The sequence below is a fragment of the Kitasatospora sp. NPDC090308 genome (assembly GCF_044769485.1).
Classification (GTDB): Bacteria; Actinomycetota; Actinomycetes; order Streptomycetales; family Streptomycetaceae; genus Kitasatospora; species Kitasatospora fiedleri.
On record NZ_JBIVXY010000014.1, the window covers coordinates 193,017 to 209,309 of the forward strand.

Sequence of the window (16,293 nt, forward strand, 5' to 3'; positions counted from 1 at the left end):
GCGGGCACCCCACCACCCAAGCAGTGAGGATCACCGCAGTGGCGATCAAGGCCGAGTACATCTGGATCGACGGCACCAAGCCGACCGCCAAGCTCCGCTCCAAGACCCGGGTGCTGCCGAACGCGGACAAGATCCCCACCTGGGGCTTCGACGGCTCGTCGACCAACCAGGCCGAGGGCCACGCCTCCGACCGCGTGCTGGAGCCGGTCAAGGTCGTCAAGGACCCGATCCGCGGCGGTGACAACATCCTCGTGCTGTGCGAGGTGCTGGAGATCGACGGCACCCCGCACGAGACCAACACCCGCGCCGCGCTGCGCGAGGTCGCCGAGCGCTACGCCGCGCAGGAGGCGATCTTCGGCATCGAGCAGGAGTACACCTTCTTCAAGGGCTCCCGCCCGCTCGGCTTCCCCGAGGGCGGCTACCCGGCCCCGCAGGGCGGCTACTACTGCGGCGTGGGCGCCGAGGAGGTCTTCGGCCGCGAGATCGTCGAGCTGCACCTCGACCGCTGCATCGACGCCGGCCTGGCGATCTGCGGCATCAACGCCGAGGTCATGCCCGGCCAGTGGGAGTTCCAGATCGGCCCGGTCGACGCGCTGACCGTCTCGGACGACCTGTGGATCGCCCGCTACCTGCTCTACCGCACCTCCGAGGAGTTCGGCATCGACGCCACCCTCGACGCCAAGCCGGCCAGGGGCGACTGGAACGGCGCGGGCGCGCACACCAACTTCTCCACCAAGGCGATGCGCGAGGGCTACGACGCCATCATCACCGCCTGCGAGTCGCTCGGCGCCTCCCAGGAGAAGGTCCTGGAGCACGTCAACCAGTACGGTGACGACATCCAGTCCCGCCTGACCGGCAAGCACGAGACCGCCCCGTGGAACGTCTACTCCTACGGCGTGTCCAACCGCGGCGCCTCGGTCCGCATCCCGTGGCAGGTCGAGGTGGAGCAGAAGGGCTACATCGAGGACCGCCGCCCGAACGCGAACGTCGACCCGTACGTGGTCACCCGACTGCTGGTCAACACCTGCTGCGAGGCCCTGGAGAAGGCCGGCCAGGTCTGACCCGCCCCGTACCGCACGACAGCGCCCGCCGGCCCCCGCGAGGGGACGGCGGGCGCCGCCGCGTCCGGGGCCGCTGCGTCCGCGTGCCCGCCGGGCGTCACATCCGGACGAAACCGTGGGTGCGGCCGACCGTGACGAAACCGCGCCGGGCGTACCACCGCTGGGGCCAGTCCTCGGCGTCGGCGACCAGGAAGCGCAGGCCGCCGGGGGAGCGGTCGGCGGCCAGCCGCAGCGCGGTGGCCAGCACGGCGTCGGCCAGGCCGCGGCGCTGGCGGTCCTCGGCGGTGGCCAGGTCCTCGATCTGGGCGGTGCCCGCGGCGTCCTGGTACAGGTCGGCCCAGGAGCCGAACTCGCCGTCGGTGTCCCGGGCGGCCAGCGTCAGCACCCGCTCGGCGCCCCCGGCGCGGGCGGTGCGACGGTTCACCAACTGGGCGATCGACTCGTCCGCGGCCCACGGCAGCCAGCAGCGCCACTGCCGCTCCAGGGCCGGGGCCAGCTCCTCCAACCCGACCGGCCCGGCACCCCCGCCGGACGGCACCGGCCCCCGGTGGACCATCACCACCTCGGTCTCGTGCCGGTACCCGGCCGCCGCCAGCCCGGGCGCGAGCGCCACCCCGGACGCGTCGTCGAACACCGAGATCCGCCGGTGCCCCAGGTGCCCCAGCACCTCCTCGGCCAGCCCCGCCACGTCCACCCCGCTCGGCGGAGCGTCCAGCACCAGCTGGTTGTGCTCGTGCGAGTAACCGAACTCCTCGCTCAACACCCCGAACCCGCCCGGCAGTTCCACCACCTCAGCAGCCTGCCGCCGGGCGAACCCGCGACGGAACTCCAGCGCGACCCGCAAGCTCTCCTCGACCATCCGGCCATCGTAGGCCGCCCCCTCCCCCCACCCTGAGCGGTCTCCCACCGGCCCGGGTCCCCCGTCGGGGGCGGCGGTACGGCGGACGGCGTGGACGGGGCGGATGGCGCCGGGTCGGTGACGGTTGGTGCGCCGGGTCGGTGGTGGAGGCGGTCGGGTCCCGTCGGCCGGGGTCGCCCGCCGGGGCGGCGGACGGCGCGGAAGACAGGGATGGCACGTCGGGACGGCTGTGCGGGCCGTCAGGCCCTACTTGGGCCTCGCCCCGAGTGGGTTTCCCGTCGGTCGGGGTCGCCCGTCGGGGGCGACGGGTCGGTGGTGGAGGCGGTCGGGTCCTGTCGGTCGGGGTCGCCCGCCGGGGGCGGCGGACGGCGCGGACGGCGCGGAAGACAGGGACGGCACGCCGGGACGGCTGTGCGGGCCGTCAGGCCCTACTTGGGCCTCGCCCCGAGTGGGTTTCCCACCGGCCCGGGCCTCCCGCCGGGGGCGGCGGTACGGCGGACGGGGCGGATGGCGACGGGTCGGTGACGGTTGGTGCGCCGGGTCGGTGGTGGAGGCCGTCAGGTCCTGTCGGTCGGGGTCGCCCGCCGGGGCGGCGGATGGCGCGGACGGCGCGGAAGACAGGGACGGCACGCCGGGACGGCCGCCTGGCCGGGCCTCGCCCCGAGCGGTTTTCCACCGGCCCGGGCCTCCCGCCGGGGCGGCGGCGCGGATGTCCGTCGGGCTGCGCCCGGGCCCCGGACCGGTGCGAACTCGTCCGTGTGCTGCGTGCGTCGGAACTCCGGCCGGGCGGGGTGCGGTGGGTGCCGGAGTGGGGAGAGGGTCCCGCCGAGGCGGCCGTCCCGTCGGGGCGAGCGCCGCCGGGCTGCCCGGTCCGGACCGGTTCGGACCGGCTCCGGTCTTCGGCCGGTGCACGGTCGGGCCGCGCACCCCCTCCCGAGGGGCGTCGCGGGCCCTAGGCTGGGCCCATGACCGACACCGCGCCCGCTGATGCCGACTTCACCCCGGGGGAGCTGGCCCGGGGCCGGGCGCTGCGTCGGGCCCGGTTGCCGTGGGCGCTGGGTGGGCAGGTGGCCGGGTTGGTGCTGAGCGTGGTGCTCGGTTTCACCGCGGCCGGGGCGGGCCTGGTGGGTGTGGTCGGTGGCTGGTTCGGGGGTGGCTGGGCGGCCGAGGTGGTGGCGGGGAGTGCGGCGCTGGTGCTGCTCGGCCGGGTGGTGGCGTTGCCGTTCTCGGCCCGGGTGCGGGCGGTGTCCGCCCGGTACGGGCTGGTCACGCAGGGGTGGGGCGGCTGGGCGGTGGACGTGGTGCGCGGCACGGCCGTCACGCTCGCGCTGTTCCTGCCGCTGGCCCTGGGGCTGTACGCGCTGATCGGCCGCTGGCCGGGCCGCTGGTGGGTGCCGGGGGCGGTCGGGGCCGCGCTGCTGGCCGTCGTGCTGTCCTTCCTGCACCCGCTGGTGCTGGAGCCGCTGTTCAACCGGTTCACCCCGCTGCCCGAGGGCGAACTGCGCGCCGCGCTGCTGGAGTTGGCCCGCCGCGACGGCGTCGCGGTGCGCGAGGTGCTGGTCGCCGACGCCTCCCGCCGAACCACCGCGCTGAACGCGTACGTCTCCGGGTTCGGCCCGACCCGGCGGATCGTGGTGTACGACACCCTGCTGTCCACCGCCGAACCGCGCGAGATCGAACTGGTCGCCGCCCACGAACTCGGCCACGTCAAGCACCGGGACGTCGCCACCGGCACCGCCCTGGGCGCGCTCGGCGCGGCCGTCGTGGTGCCGGTGCTGGCCGCTCTGCTGGCCTGGCGTCCGCTGCTGGACGCGGCCGGGGCCGACCGTGCCCAGGACCCGCGCTCCCTCCCGCTGCTGGCCGCCCTGGCGGTCCTGCTCGGCGCGCTCAGCATCCCCGTGCAGTGCGCCGCCAGCCGCCGGATCGAGGCCCGCGCCGACCGGCACGCCCTCGAACTCACCCGCGACGCGGAGCAGTTCATCGCCATGCAGCGCCGCCTCGCGGTCGCCAACATCGCCGACCCGTACCCGCCCCGGGCGGTCGAGCTGCTGCTCGCCACCCACCCCGCCACCGGCCGCCGGATCGCCGCCGCCCGGGCCTGGCTCGCCCGCGAGGAGGCCCGGTGACCCGTCCGCTGCTGCTGCTCGACGTCGACGGCCCGCTCGCCCCGTACGTCGGCCGCCCCTACCGCCGTCCCGAGGGTTACCTCACCCACCGCCTGCCGGTGCGCAGTTGGCGGGAGCGGCAGCGCGCCGCGGGCATCCGCACCCCCAGGCCGCTGCGGGTCTGGCTGCACCCCGGGCACGGCCCGGCGCTGCGCGCCCTGCCCTACGAGCTCGTCTGGGCGACCACCTGGAAGGACGAGGCCAACGAGCACCTCGCCCCGCTCCTCGGCCTGCCCGAACTCCCCTACGTCGACTGGCCGTCCATGCACCACGGCGACCCCGACGGTCTGCACTGGAAGACCCGCCACCTGGTCGCCTGGGCGGCCGGCCGCCCCTTCGCCTGGGTGGACGACGAGATCGAACCGCAGGACACCGCCTGGATCGCCGCCCACCACCCGGCCCCCGCGCTCACCCTGACCGTCGACCACCGCTGCGGGCTGCGCCCCGCCGACTTCGCCGCGCTCACCGACTGGGCCGAGGAGAACGGGAGTTGAGACTCGCCGCACTGCACCGCCACCCGGTCAAGTCGCTGCTCGGCGAGGAGGTCGCCCGGGCCCGGATCGACGCGGGCGGCCTGGACGGCGACCGCCGCTACGCCCTGCTCGACCTCACCGACGGCCGGATCGCCAGCGCCAAGGAGCCCCGCACCTGGCGCCGCCTGCTCACGCTGCGGGCCGAGACGGAGGACGGCGGGGTGCGGATCACCGGCCCCGACGGCGCCGCACTCGACGACGCGGCGATCTCCGCCCTGCTCGGCCGCCCCGTCCGCCTGATCGAGGAGCGCCCGCCCGGGGCGACACTGCGCCGCTCCGTCCCCGAGCAGGTGCTCGCCGCCGGGATCGACGCCGAAGTTGAGTACACCGTGCAGGAGTTCGGCGGGGCGGCGGCGCCCGGCAGCTTCTTCGACTTCGCCCCGCTGCACCTGGTCACCACCGCGAGCCTGGCCGGTGCCCCCGCCGCCCGCTACCGCCCCAACCTGGTGATCGACCACGACGGCGAGCCGTACGCCGAGAACGCCTGGATCGGCCGCGAACTCGCCGTCGGCCCCCGCCTGCGCCTGCGGGTCATCGCCGCCACCCCGCGCTGCGCGATCCCCACCCTGGCCCACGGCGCCCTCCCCGCCGACCCGGAGGCGCTGCGCCGCCCCGCCCGGGAGAACCGGGTCCGGCCGCTGCCCGAACTGCCGCCGCTGCCCTGCCTGGGCGCCTACGCCCAGGTCGTCGTCCCGGGGACGGTGGAACCGGGGGACGCGGTCACGCTGCACTGACGGGGCGGCGGGCGCCCGGGAGTTGACGGCCGATCGGGCGGACGGCATGAACCGTCCGCCCCCGGGCACCCGAACCGGTACCAGCCGCCCGGCACCCCCGCCGACGGGGCGATCGGAACGGAGGGCGGGCGCGCCGGGTGCGGCGGCCGGGACGTTCCGCTTCGAAAGGACAGATCGGATGAGCAACCAGGTGATCTCCCCGCGCCGGGCGCTGCTGTGGCCCGTCTTCGTCTTCCTGGTGGTGTACGCCGTCTGGTTCGCCGTCTCGCTGGCCACCGGGCACTCGCTGGCCGCCGCGTTCTCGGCCCCGGTGCTGCTGCTCGGGCCGCTGATCGGCATCCTGGTGGCCCGCTACTACGGGGTGCGCAGGCGGGTGGCTAGCGCGCGGCGAGCGCGGCTCGCAGCGCGGTGAGGAAGGCGTCGGTGGTGGCCGGGTCGCGGACGGCCAGGCGCAGCCAGTCCGGGCCGAGGCCCGGGAAGGTGTCGCCGCGCCGCACGGCGTAGCCCGCTTCGCGCAGGCGGGCGCGGACGGCGTCGGCGCCCGCCAGCCGGACCAGCACGAAGGACGCGGCCGGGGTGCCGTGGACGCGGACGCCGGGGAGCGCGGCCAGCCCGGCCAGCAGGTGCTCGCGGTGGGCGGCGGTGGTGCGCGCGGCGCGGTCCGCCTCGGCCAGGGCGGCCGGGCCGGAGCAGAGTTCGGCGGCGGCCAGCGCGGGCGTGGAGACCGGCCAGAGCGGCTGCGCGGCGGCCAGCGCGGCCACCAGCGGGGCGGGGGCGAGCAGGTAGCCGATCCGCAGGCCGGCCAGGCCCCAGGTCTTGGTGAGGCTGCGCAGCACGACCACGTCGCCGGGCAGGTCGCGGACGGCGGCGAGGCTCTGCGGCTCGCCGGGGTCGGTGTCCATGAAGGCCTCGTCGACCACCAGGGTGCGGCCGGGCCGGGCCAGCGCGGCGAGGGCGGCGGCCGGGTGCAGGACGGAGGTGGGGTTGGTGGGGTTGCCGACCACCACCAGGTCGGCGTCCTCGGGCACCGCGCCGGGCGGCAGGCGGAAGCCCTGCTCGGGCGTCAGCAGGACCCGGTGGACGGGGTGCCCGGCGTCCCGCAGCGCCGCCTCCGGCTCGGTGAACTGGGGGTGCACGACCACCGCGCGGCGCGGTCGCAGCACCCGGGCGAGCAGCACGAAGCCCTCGGCGGCGCCCGCGGTGAGCAGCACCTCCGCGGCGGGCCGGCCGTGCCGGGCGGCGACGGCGGCGCGGGCGGCGGTGCCGTCGGGGTAGGCGGCCAGGTCGCCGAGGGTCGCGGCGAGGCGGGCGCGCAGCCAGGCCGGCGGGGTGCCGGTGCGGACGTTGACGGCGAGGTCGACCAGCCCGGCGGCGCGCACTTCGGCGTCGCCGTGATGGCGCAGATCGGGCTGCTGGTTCACCTGTTGTCCTCCTGGGGCGGTGCGGCGAGCGCGGCGGTGGCCGAGGCGGTGGCGGTGCGCGGGGCGAGCAGGCGTGCGCCGGGCCCGGCCGAGGCGAGCGCGGCGGCTTCGGCGACGCTGGGGGTGCCGACCGCGGCCGCGACCCGGGCGGAGCCGCCGGGCACCGGGACGGCGGCCAGCACGGCGGCCGGGTGACCGGTCAGCGGGACGCCCAACTCCCTTACTGCGGCCCGTAGTCCGGGTTCGTCGAGCTTGCCGTCCAAGGTGGCGGCCAAGGCGAGGGCGGTGCGGTCCAGATCGAGGGCGGCCAGCGCCGCGTCGACGGTGCGCAGCAGCTCGGCGGCGGGGGTGCCGCGCCGCAGTCCGAGGCCGAGCACCAGCCGCGGGGCGCGCGCCGGGGGGTCGGGTGCGCCGTCCGCCACGCCCGGCCTCCCGTCCGTTCCGCTCCGTGCCGGTCGTCCGCCGGGCCGCCTGGAATCCCACCATGTCGGTCCGAGCAGGGTCAATCGGGACAGGTGTGAGAAGCGTCGCCCGGTCGGCCGAAAAGCGTCGGCGGGGTGCCGGCGGCCCGCCAACCGTTCGCTTGTTCTTCATGTGTCAAAAGTCCCGGTGGCCACGGACTCCGCCCTAGCCTTTCGGGCGCTCCACCACCCCTGTCCGGCACCTTCCCCGCCCCCGGAGGACCTCCGAGATGTCCGCTCAGCTCAGCCGCCGCGCCAAGCGCCGCCTGACCGCGATCGGCAGTGCCGCCGCCCTCACCGCCGCCTCGTTCGGCCTGTGGGCCGCCACCGGCACCGCCGCGCAGGCCGCCGCGCTGCCCAGCCCCGACCACGTGATCGTCGTGGTGATGGAGAACCACGCCTACAGCCAGGTCGTCGGCAGCTCCAGCGCCCCGTACCTGAACAACACGATCAAGGCCGGCGGCGCCAGCCTGACCCAGTCCTACGGCCTGACCCACCCGTCGGAGCCCAACTACTACATGCTGTTCTCCGGCTCCAACCAGGGCCGCACGGACGACAGCTGCGTCGGCGTCGGCTCGAAGAGCGCGGCCAACCTGGCCTCCGAGCTGATCGCCGCGGGCAAGACCTGGGGCTCGTACAACGAGACCCTGCCCAGCCAGGGCTCCACGGTCTGCTCCAGCGGCAAGTACGCGCAGAAGCACAACCCGTGGTTCGGCTTCTCCAACGTGCCGACCAGCACCGCGTACACCTTCGCCCAGTTCCCCACCGACTACTCGACGCTGCCGAAGGTCTCCTTCGTGGTGCCGAACCTGTGCAGCGACATGCACGACTGCTCGGTCTCCACCGGCGACACCTGGATCAAGAACAACCTCGGCGGGTACGCCAGCTGGGCCAAGACCCACAACAGCCTGCTGATCGTCACCTTCGACGAGGACAACAGCCTCTCCGGCAACCGCATCCCGACCCTGGTCTACGGCCAGCACGTCATCGCGGGCTCCAGCACCTCCACCACCTACAACCACTACAACGTGCTGCGCACCCTGGAGGACCTGGCGGGCCTGAGCACCCACGCCGGCAACGCCGCCTCCGCCACCGACATCACCGGCATCTGGAACTGACGCCCGATGTACCTCGCGGACGCCCGCTCCACCAAGAGTGACCGCGCCGCGGCCGTCGTCCCGGGCACCCGCCCGGGGCGGCGCGCCGCCGTCCCCGGCACCGTGCTCGCGCTCGGCGCGGTCAGCCTGGTCACCGACGTCTCCTCGGAGATGGTCAGCGCGGTCCTGCCGCTGTACGTGGTCACCGCGCTGGGCCTGTCCCCGCTCGGCTTCGGCCTGCTCGACGGCATCAACAACGGCGTCGGCGCGCTGGTCCGGCTGCTCGGCGGCCACTTCGCCGACCGCGGCGGACGCGGCCACAAGCTGGTCGCCGGGCTCGGCTACGGCCTGTCCGCGCTCTGCAAACCGCTGCTGCTGCTGGTCCACACCCTGCCGCTGATCGGCGCCGTGCTGGCGGTCGACCGCACCGGCAAGGGCCTGCGCACCGCCCCGCGCGACGCGATGATCTCGCTGGCCACCGCGCCCGAGCACCGCGGCCGGGCGTTCGGCGTGCACCGCGCGATGGACACCACCGGCGCGCTGATCGGCCCGCTGCTGGCCTTCGCGGTCCTGCGGATCGCCGACGACCGGGCCGAACGGTCCTCCTACGGCGCGGTGTTCACGGTCTCCGGCTGCGTCGCGGTACTCGGCGTGCTGCTGCTGGTGCTGTTCGTCCCGGCCCGGCCCACCCGGGACGGCCAGGCCGCCGCCGCCCCGACCGGGCCCCGGCCCACCCTGCGCGACGCGCTCGCCCTGCTGTCCCGGCCCGCGCTGCGCCGGCTCACCCTGGCCGCCGTGCTGCTCGGCCTCACCACCGTCAGCGACTCCTTCCTCTACCTGCTGCTCCAGCGCCAACTCGACCTGCCCGCCCACCTGTTCCCGCTGCTACCGCTCGGCACCGCCGCGGTCTTCCTGCTGCTCGCCGTCCCGCTCGGCCTGGCCGCCGACCGGATCGGCCGCCGCACCCTGTTCCTGCTCGGCCACGCCGTCCTGCTCGGCGGCTACGCGGTGGTCCTCTCCCCGCTGCGCGGGCTGCCCGCCGCGGCACTGGTCCTGCTGCTGCACGGCACCTTCTACGCCGCCACCGACGGCGTGCTGGCCGCCGCCACCGCCGCCACCGTCCCCGACGACCGGCAGGGCGCCGGCCAGGCCCTGGTCGGCACCGGCCAGGCGCTGGCCCGCTTCACCTGCTCACTGGCCTTCGGCGCCGCCTGGTCGGTCTGGGGCCCCCGCCCCGCCCTCGCCGTCACCGCGGCGGCCCTCGCCGCGACCGCCCTCGCCGCCACCCGGCTGCTGCGCCCCACCACCGGCCCGGCCGAGACCGCCTGACCGGCCGTCACCCGTACCGACCCGACCCCGTACCGACCCCCGCACCGACCCCCGCACCGACCCGCCCCGTACGCCCCGCATCCCCGCCCGGAGGGCACTGGCATGACCGCTCCCGCCGCCGTCGACCCCGACCCCGGTTCCGCCCCCGGCCCCGACGCGTCCGCGACCGCCCCCGACGGCCCCGCGTCCGTCCGGCGCAAGCTGCTGGTGCTGCTGCTCGCCGTGCTGCTGCTGGCCACCGTCGGCACCGTCGCGGTGCGGTACGCCGCGCAGCGCTCCGACCGCCGCGACCAGGAGCAGGCGGGCGGGCCGCCGGTGCACGAGGGGAGCGTCGCGCTGGACGCGTCCGGCGGGCGGCGGCTGCTGATCCGCAACCTGGCCTGGGGCCCGCACCGCGACGAGGTCGCCGCGGTGCCCGCCGACGACCCGGACGGGCCGCGCACCGCGTCCGGGGTCAAGTGCCTGCGCTTCCACGCCGCCGGCGGCACCGGCATCTGCCTGCAGGCCGAGCGCGGCGCGCTGGACGACACCTACCACGCCTCGGTGCTGGACTCCGCGCTGCACGAGGTCCGGCGCTTCCCCGCCCCGGGCATCCCGACCCGGGCCCGGGTCTCCCCGTCCGGGCACCTGGTCGGCTGGACGGTGTTCGTCAGCGGCGACTCGTACGCGGGCACCGACTTCTCCACCCGCACCGCGATCGTCGACACCCGCGACTGGACGTTCTACGACAACCTGGAGAACTTCCGGGTGATCCGGGACGGGCACCAGGTGCAGGCCGCCGACGTCAACGTCTGGGGCGTGACCTTCGCCGACGACAGCGGCTTCTACGCGACGGTCGCCACCGGCGGCCGGACCTACCTGGTCAGGGGCGACCTGGCGGCCCGCACGCTCACCACCCTGCACCAGAACGTCGAGTGCCCCTCGCTGTCGCCGGACGGCACCCGGGTCGCCTACAAGAAGCGGGTCGCCGACGCCGACCCGGCCGCCCCGTGGCGGCTGTACGTGCTGGACCTGGCCACCATGACCGAGACCGCGACCGCCGAGCAGCGCAACATCGACGACCAGGCGCTCTGGTCCGACGACCACACCCTGCTCTACTCGATGCCCGGCGACTACGGCTCCGACCTGTGGACCGTCCCGGCCGACGGCACCGGCGCGCCCGCGCTGCTGGTCCGCTCCGCGGTCGCCCCGGCCTACCTGGGCTGACGGCGCAACCATCCCGAGAGACTTGCAAATTGACGGCTTGACGGCCGGACCGGGTTCGGCGTCTTCGTGCCGGTCTCCTGGCGCGGCCCGGTCCTGCGCCTCCCGCACCGGCCGGGCGGGCCGGTCGCGGCGGCCCCGCTGCGGTGGATCACCGTGCTGACCGTGCTGACCGCGCTGACCGTGCTGACCGCGCTGACCGTGCTGACCGCCGCCGCCGGGCCGGCCGGCCTGCACCGCCGTGACCTGGGCCGACCGGCCGAATACCCGGACCGGAGCTAACCGGCGGCGGGCGCCGGCGGGTCGGGCCAGAAGAACGTCCGGTCGTAGTCGGCGGCGACCAGGCGCCGGACCGCCTCCGCGAAGCCGTGGCCGACCCGCTGGAAGCCGGCGTCGCCGACCAGCAGCACGTCGCCGTCCTCGGCGAGCAGCAGCGCCTCCTCGGTGCCGAAGGCGGTGCCGACCAGGGCCACCTGCTGCCCCAGGCGCCGGGACCAGATCCCCACGCTGCGCGGGAAGGCGTGGGTGGACTCCAGGGTCGGCCCGGTCGCGGTGGTCAGGGCCGTCTCGGCGCCGCGGAACCGCCAGGTCACCGTCAGCCCGCCCCAGGCGGCCAGGAACTCCCGCAGCCGGTCGGTGACCTGGTAGCCCTCCTCGGCGTAGTCCGCGCACGCCCGCTCCGGGTCGAACGGGTGGACCTCGACCTCCGCCGCGCCGCCCAGCGCCTCCCGCAGGGCCGGGACGCCCGTGCGCCCGTCGGTGCCGCTCATCCGGTCAGTACCTCGCCTCCGAAGTGGGGGACCCAACTTCCGCAGTTCTCGCACATCTTGAACTTCTTGCCCTTGGTGTTGACGGTGACCAGGTCGATGTTCTTCGGGTCCGCGCCGTCCTTGGCCGCGTTGGTGAACATCCGCGGCTCGCCGCACACCCCCGGCGGCCGGCCGTCGGTGCGCTGCGACTCGGCGGGCATCGCCTCGTTGACCTTCTGGTGGTGCCCGGTCTCCGGGCCGCTCTCACCGTAGTAGGTCCTGCCGGTGGTGCGGTCGCGGCCCACCGTGTAGGCGCCCGGCGGCGTCTCGTCCTCGCCGAGCCCGGCGGCGACCTGCTGGGCGCGTTTCTTGCCCAGCTCCATCAGTTCCTTCTTGAGGTCGCCGGACGCCTCCGGCATCAGGCCGAGCGGGTCGGCCCAGGTGTGCGGGTTGTGGACGTACGCGTGCGGGTTGGGCGCGGGGCTGAGGCCGAGCGGGTCGGGGCTGGTGTAGCGGGCCGTCTCGGGGTCGTAGTAGCGGTTGAGGTTGTAGTGGAGCCGGGTCTCCGGGTCGAAGTACTGGCCGGGGAAGCGCAGCGGGGTGTACGTGGTGCTGTCGCCGGGCCAGGTGGTGTGGCCCCACACGGTGGGGGTGGCCCGCCAGGCGATGGTGTCGGTGGCCGGGTCGACGAGTTCGGTGGGGGTGCCGACCAGGTCGGTGACGATGGCGAAGAAGCGCCGGTCGACCTGCTCCCGGTCGGTGATGGTCTCGGTCTGGGCGAGCGGCTGGAGGCCCTTGTGGTCCCAGCTGAGGGTGTGCGGGCCGGGCAGGTAGGGCGCCGAGGTGGTCTGCTCGACCAGGACGGAGCCGTCCCAGGTGAACTCGGTGCGCTCCTCGACGGTGGTCCCGTCGGCGGCCAGCCGGTGCTTGGCGGTCCGCCGCCCGAACGGGTCGTACAGGTAGCGCCAGCGGGTGCCGTCGGGGGTGGTGACGCCGGTGAGGCGGTCCTCGCCGTCCCAGCTGTAGTGCCAGGTGTCGGGCTTCCGCGACAGCCGGGTGACCTGCCGCAGAACGGTGCGCCCGGCGGCGTCGTGCTCGTAGCGGACCCGGCCGGCGGCGGTGAGCCGGGTGCCGGTGTGGACGCGGGTGCCGCGGGCGGCCTCGGTGGCGCCGGTGGCGGGCCAGTCGGCCTCGGTGAGGTTGCCGACCGGGTCGTAGGCGTAGCTCTCGGTCCAGCCCTCGGCCCGGACGGCGGTGACCCGGTCGGCGGCGTCGTGCTCGAAGGTGCGCAGGCCGTTCAGCCGGTCGTCGACGCCGGTCAGCAGGCCGTCGGCGCGGTAGGCGTAGTCGCGGCGCTGCAGGACGTCCCGCTCGGAGCGCAGGATCTGGCCGGTCAGCCGGTGCTCGGTGTCCCAGCTGCTGGCCAGGATCAGCCGTTCGCCGAGGGAGCGTTCGAGTTCCCGGCCGACCTCGTCGTAGCGGAACTCCAGGGTGCCGGCGGCGGTGGCCAGCGCGGTCCGGCGGCCCTCCGGGTCGTAGGCCCAGTCGCTGGCGTGGCCGGCCGGGGTGGTGCGGCGCACGCTGCGGCCCAGCGGGTCGCGGGTGTGGGTGAGGGTGCGGCCGTCGACCGTCTCGGTGAGGACGCGGCCCAGCGCGTCGACGGTGCGCAGCACCTCGGCGTCCGGTCCGGTGGCCCGCAGCAGGTGCCCGGCCGGGTCGTAGGCGTAGGTGGTGGCGGCCCCGTCGACGTCCTTGGCGACCACCTGCCCCAGCAGGTCGTAGGCGTAGCGGACCAGGCTGCCGGTCGGGGTGGTGCGGGCGACCACCTGCCCGGCCGCGTCCAGCTGGTAGCCGACCGTCCGGCCGTCGAAGTCGCGCTCGCCGACCAGCCGCCCGGCGGCGTCGTACGCGTAGCTCCACCGGCGGCCCAGCGGGTCGGTGACGGCCACCAGGTTCATGTCGGCGTCGTAGTCGAAGACCAGCCGGGTGCCGTCGGGGTCGGTCCGGGCGGCGACCGTCTCGAACGGGGTGTACTCGTACCTGGTGGCCCGGCCCAGCCCGTCGGTGCGGACCAGCAGGTTGCCCTCGTCGTCGTACGTCCAGGTCTCGGTGGTGCCGTCGGGCGCGGTGCAGGCGCGCAGCCGGCCCTCGGGGGTCCACTCCAGCCGGGTGACGGCGCCCAGCGGGTCGGTGACGGCGGTGATCCGGCCGAAGGCGTCCCGCCGGTAGCGGGTGGTGGCGCCGTCCCGGTCGGTGATCTCGACCGGGAGGCCGGCCGGGTTGCAGCGCACCAGGGTGGAGTGGCCCAGCGGGTCGGTGACGGCGGCCAGGTGGCCGTCCTCGTCGTACCGGTAGCGGGTGGTGGCGCCGGTCGGCTCGGTGACCGAGGTGCGCCGGCCGGCCGCGTCGTAGGTCTGGCGCCAGGTCAGGCCGCCCGGCCGGGTGATCTCGGTGGGCAGGCTGGTGTCGCCGAAGTACGCCGCGGTGGACCGCTCGCCGTCCGGGCGGGTGACGGCGGTCAGGTCGCCGACGCCGTCGTGGGCGAAGTGCGTGGTGCGGCCGAGCGGGTCGGTGCGCGACAGCAGCCGGTCGTGCGCGTCGCGTTCGAAGCGGGTGGTGTTCCCGAGCGGGTCGGTGATCGCGGTGATCTGGTGGCGCTCGTTGACGGTGTAGGTGGTGGTGTGCCCGAGGGCGTTGGTCTCCGTGGTGGTCCGCAGGCCGGTGTCCGGGTCCGGTTCGCCGTACCCGAAGCGGAAGCGCAGGGTGCCGTCGGCGGCGCCCTCGTCGGTGACCCGGTCCCGGGCGTCGTAGCTGTAGCGGTACTCGGTGCCGTTGCGGTCGGTCCAGGCGGTGATCCGGCCGGCGGCGTCGTTGCCGAACCGCAGCGGCTTGCCGGAGGAGTCGTAGACCGAGCTCAGGTGCCCGTCGGTGTAGCCGTACCGGGCCAGCAGCAGGTCGCGGCCCTCCTCGCCCGCGCCGGCCAGGCGCAGCGCGGTGATCCGGCCGCCGTCGACGGTCACCAGCACCTGGTAGCCGCCGGAGTGGGTGAGCGAGAGCGGGACGCCGTCGGCGTCGTGGACGAGGTCCACCCGGTGGCCGGAGCGGTCCCGGACGGCGGTCAGCAGGGCGACGTCCCCGGCCGGGCGGCGGGTGAACTCCTTGACCAGGCCCCCGGCGCGGTCGGTCAGCGTGTAGCCGCCGCCGTCCGGGGCGAGCGCGAGGTCCAGCCGGGCGCCGGCGCCGGCCTGGCTGGGCTCGCCGGGCGCGGGGTGCGGGTACGCCTGGGCGGTGCGGTCGGGGGTGAGGTGGACGACGCCCTCGGCGTCGATCTCCAGCCGCTCGTCGAAGGTGCAGGCCCACGCCGGGCCCATCCACCAGCCGGCCCGGTGGTCGGACTCGTAGGAGCGCTTGAACAGCAGCGGCAGCGCGCCGGGCAGGGCGACGTCCTGCTGCTCGATGAACATCACGCCGGTCGCCACGTCGACCGGCTCGCCGCCCTGGCAGCGTGACTCGGGCGGCCGGCCCGGCCGGTGCGGGTCCGCCACCCGCTCGCGGCCCCGGCCCTCGTTGTGCGGGGCGGACCCGCGCCCGCCGCCGCCCGAACGGGGGTGCGGGACGCCGTCCCCGCCCTCGCCCTTGAGGATCTTCTCCAGGTCCTTGACGTGCTTCTGTTCGATCTCGCGGGTGTTCCTGGCGACGGTCCTCAGGTTGTCGCCGGCCTTGCGGTAGAAGGACTTCAACGCCTTGCCGGCGTCCTCGGCGAGTGTCCTGCCGAGCTTCTGCGCGCCGTGTTCGAGTGCTCTGACGATCCGGTTGCTCACTCGAAGCTCACTCCCGCGATCTTCGACTGGAAGACCTGGGCGTGGCCGGCGACGGTCTCGGCGTGGTCGTGCATGGTGCGGGCGTGTTCGTCCAGGGCGTCCGGGTCGATGCGGAAGCCGGTGCCGCCCGCGCCGCCGGCGGAGACGCCGAGCGCGCCTTCGGCGGCCTGGAAGACCATGCCCTGGACGGCGTTGGCGACGGTGTCCACCAGCGGGTTGATGGCGGCTTCCACCACCTGGCCGATGACGTACTGCTCCAACTGCTGTTCCAGGTAGTTGATCAGGCGTTTGGCGGCCTCCTCGATCAGGAGCACCGCGGCTTCGGCCGCGCCGAGGGTGGCGATCGCGGCGGCCTGGTCGGCGACGAACGCGGCCGCCAGCGCGACCAGTTCGGCGATGGTCTCCACCTTCATCGCCACGATCACGTCCGCCGCCGCGTCCAGTGCCTGCGCCACCACGTGGCAGGCCTGGACGAGTTCGTTCAGGTGCTGGTCGGAGACGGCCGCCCACTTGGCGAGCAGCGCCTCGTAGGAGGCGCCCTCGTAGGCCTGGCCCAGCTGCTGGATCGTCGCCGTGGACTGCTGGTGCGAGGCGTCCACGTTCTCCGCGAACTCCCGCACGTGGCCCGCGAACTCGCGGACCTTGTCCTCGTTCACCGTCGGCCAGTTGATGCCGATGATCGAGAGGAAGTCCACCACCTCGCCGGGCAGTTCGATCGCCATGGTGCCCCCGTTTTCCTGACCTGCACGTGTGCGTGAGTGTCAAAATACCCGGACGTACCGACCGGCGGAACGGTTGCCCGGCGGCGCGGGCGCCGGTGCGGCCGGTCAGCCGGTTGCCCAGCCGGTCCGGTCAGCCGG

Annotated in this window: 15 protein-coding genes; 9 read left to right on the plus strand and 6 right to left on the minus strand. The window is 75.3% G+C overall.

Going from position 1 to position 16,293, the window contains the following annotated elements; all coding sequences use genetic code 11:
• The first annotated feature begins 38 nt into the window (after positions 1-38).
• A complete protein-coding gene (gene glnII, locus ACIQVD_RS27370) occupies positions 39-1,061 on the plus strand; it encodes a glutamine synthetase (protein WP_111552892.1) in 1,023 nt (340 codons plus the stop codon).
• A 97-nt stretch (positions 1,062-1,158) separates the two neighbouring features.
• On the opposite strand, the gene ACIQVD_RS27375 is transcribed toward glnII, so the two are convergent.
• Positions 1,159-1,920, minus strand: coding sequence for a GNAT family N-acetyltransferase (locus ACIQVD_RS27375; RefSeq protein ID WP_402292002.1), 762 nt, complete (start codon positions 1,918-1,920; stop codon positions 1,159-1,161).
• Between the two features lie 965 nt (positions 1,921-2,885).
• On the opposite strand from ACIQVD_RS27375, the gene ACIQVD_RS27380 reads away from it, so the two are divergent.
• The 4 genes from ACIQVD_RS27380 to ACIQVD_RS27395 all read left to right on the plus strand — a co-directional run bounded on the left by ACIQVD_RS27380 (position 2,886) and on the right by ACIQVD_RS27395 (position 5,764).
• Positions 2,886-4,046, plus strand: a complete 1,161-nt coding sequence (locus tag ACIQVD_RS27380) for a M48 family metallopeptidase (RefSeq protein ID WP_402292003.1) — start codon at positions 2,886-2,888, stop codon at positions 4,044-4,046.
• On the plus strand, positions 4,043-4,579 hold the full coding sequence (locus tag ACIQVD_RS27385) for a hypothetical protein (RefSeq protein ID WP_402292004.1): 537 nt from the start codon (positions 4,043-4,045) through the stop codon (positions 4,577-4,579). The genes ACIQVD_RS27380 and ACIQVD_RS27385 overlap by 4 nt, the downstream gene beginning before the upstream one ends.
• Positions 4,576-5,352 carry an MOSC domain-containing protein gene (locus tag ACIQVD_RS27390; protein WP_402292005.1) on the plus strand — a complete coding sequence of 259 codons (777 nt, stop codon included), beginning with the start codon at positions 4,576-4,578 and terminating at the stop codon, positions 5,350-5,352. The genes ACIQVD_RS27385 and ACIQVD_RS27390 overlap by 4 nt, the downstream gene beginning before the upstream one ends.
• Before the next feature lie 178 nt (positions 5,353-5,530).
• Positions 5,531-5,764, plus strand: a complete 234-nt coding sequence (locus ACIQVD_RS27395; protein WP_100840202.1) for a hypothetical protein — start codon at positions 5,531-5,533, stop codon at positions 5,762-5,764.
• Here ACIQVD_RS27395 and cobC read toward each other — a convergent pair.
• Both cobC and ACIQVD_RS27405 read right to left on the minus strand, forming a co-directional pair.
• Positions 5,730-6,773, minus strand: a complete 1,044-nt coding sequence (cobC, locus tag ACIQVD_RS27400; RefSeq protein ID WP_400690022.1) for an Rv2231c family pyridoxal phosphate-dependent protein CobC — start codon at positions 6,771-6,773, stop codon at positions 5,730-5,732. The two genes, ACIQVD_RS27395 and cobC, sit on opposite strands and share 35 nt — an antisense overlap.
• Positions 6,770-7,195, minus strand: coding sequence for a cobalamin biosynthesis protein (locus ACIQVD_RS27405; protein WP_402292006.1), 426 nt, complete (start codon positions 7,193-7,195; stop codon positions 6,770-6,772). Before ACIQVD_RS27405 ends, cobC begins: the two co-directional genes overlap by 4 nt.
• A gap of 269 nt (positions 7,196-7,464) precedes the next feature.
• Between ACIQVD_RS27405 and ACIQVD_RS27410 the strand changes: the two genes are divergently transcribed.
• The 4 genes from ACIQVD_RS27410 to ACIQVD_RS27425 all read left to right on the plus strand — a co-directional run bounded on the left by ACIQVD_RS27410 (position 7,465) and on the right by ACIQVD_RS27425 (position 11,145).
• Positions 7,465-8,352 carry an alkaline phosphatase family protein gene (locus tag ACIQVD_RS27410; RefSeq protein WP_402292007.1) on the plus strand — a complete coding sequence of 296 codons (888 nt, stop codon included), beginning with the start codon at positions 7,465-7,467 and terminating at the stop codon, positions 8,350-8,352.
• Between the two features lie 6 nt (positions 8,353-8,358).
• Positions 8,359-9,660: an MFS transporter gene (locus ACIQVD_RS27415; RefSeq protein ID WP_400690031.1), complete on the plus strand. Its 1,302-nt coding sequence runs from the start codon at positions 8,359-8,361 to the stop codon at positions 9,658-9,660.
• A gap of 102 nt (positions 9,661-9,762) precedes the next feature.
• Entirely contained in the window at positions 9,763-10,866 is a 1,104-nt protein-coding gene (locus tag ACIQVD_RS27420) for a TolB family protein (RefSeq protein WP_400690034.1), read from the plus strand.
• Between the two features lie 66 nt (positions 10,867-10,932).
• Positions 10,933-11,145, plus strand: coding sequence for a hypothetical protein (locus ACIQVD_RS27425; RefSeq protein WP_402292008.1), 213 nt, complete (start codon positions 10,933-10,935; stop codon positions 11,143-11,145).
• Here the strand turns inward: ACIQVD_RS27425 and ACIQVD_RS27430 are convergent.
• Genes ACIQVD_RS27430 through ACIQVD_RS27440 form a run of 3 tightly spaced genes read right to left on the minus strand, consistent with a single transcriptional unit; the run spans position 11,142 to position 16,155 of the window.
• Positions 11,142-11,633, minus strand: coding sequence for an SUKH-3 domain-containing protein (locus ACIQVD_RS27430; RefSeq protein ID WP_400690039.1), 492 nt, complete (start codon positions 11,631-11,633; stop codon positions 11,142-11,144). The two genes, ACIQVD_RS27425 and ACIQVD_RS27430, sit on opposite strands and share 4 nt — an antisense overlap.
• Complete coding sequence (locus ACIQVD_RS27435; protein ID WP_402292009.1) at positions 11,630-15,433, minus strand: RHS repeat-associated core domain-containing protein; 3,804 nt, start codon at positions 15,431-15,433, stop codon at positions 11,630-11,632. Before ACIQVD_RS27435 ends, ACIQVD_RS27430 begins: the two co-directional genes overlap by 4 nt.
• Positions 15,430-16,155 (minus strand): WXG100 family type VII secretion target, encoded by a 726-nt coding sequence (locus ACIQVD_RS27440; protein ID WP_400690045.1) that lies wholly within the window; start codon positions 16,153-16,155, stop codon positions 15,430-15,432. Before ACIQVD_RS27440 ends, ACIQVD_RS27435 begins: the two co-directional genes overlap by 4 nt.
• Positions 16,156-16,293 lie beyond the last annotated feature (138 nt).

Coding starts and splice junctions, on each gene's coding strand:
- ACIQVD_RS27375 (WP_402292002.1), bottom strand. CDS start 1,920: ATGGTCGAGGAGAGCTTGCGGGTCGCGCTGGAGTTCCGTCGCGGGTTC.
- ACIQVD_RS27430 (WP_400690039.1), bottom strand. CDS start 11,633: ATGAGCGGCACCGACGGGCGCACGGGCGTCCCGGCCCTGCGGGAGGCG.
- ACIQVD_RS27420 (WP_400690034.1), top strand. CDS start 9,763: ATGACCGCTCCCGCCGCCGTCGACCCCGACCCCGGTTCCGCCCCCGGC.
- ACIQVD_RS27410 (WP_402292007.1), top strand. CDS start 7,465: ATGTCCGCTCAGCTCAGCCGCCGCGCCAAGCGCCGCCTGACCGCGATC.
- ACIQVD_RS27395 (WP_100840202.1), top strand. CDS start 5,531: ATGAGCAACCAGGTGATCTCCCCGCGCCGGGCGCTGCTGTGGCCCGTC.
- ACIQVD_RS27440 (WP_400690045.1), bottom strand. CDS start 16,155: ATGGCGATCGAACTGCCCGGCGAGGTGGTGGACTTCCTCTCGATCATC.
- ACIQVD_RS27380 (WP_402292003.1), top strand. CDS start 2,886: ATGACCGACACCGCGCCCGCTGATGCCGACTTCACCCCGGGGGAGCTG.
- ACIQVD_RS27415 (WP_400690031.1), top strand. CDS start 8,359: ATGTACCTCGCGGACGCCCGCTCCACCAAGAGTGACCGCGCCGCGGCC.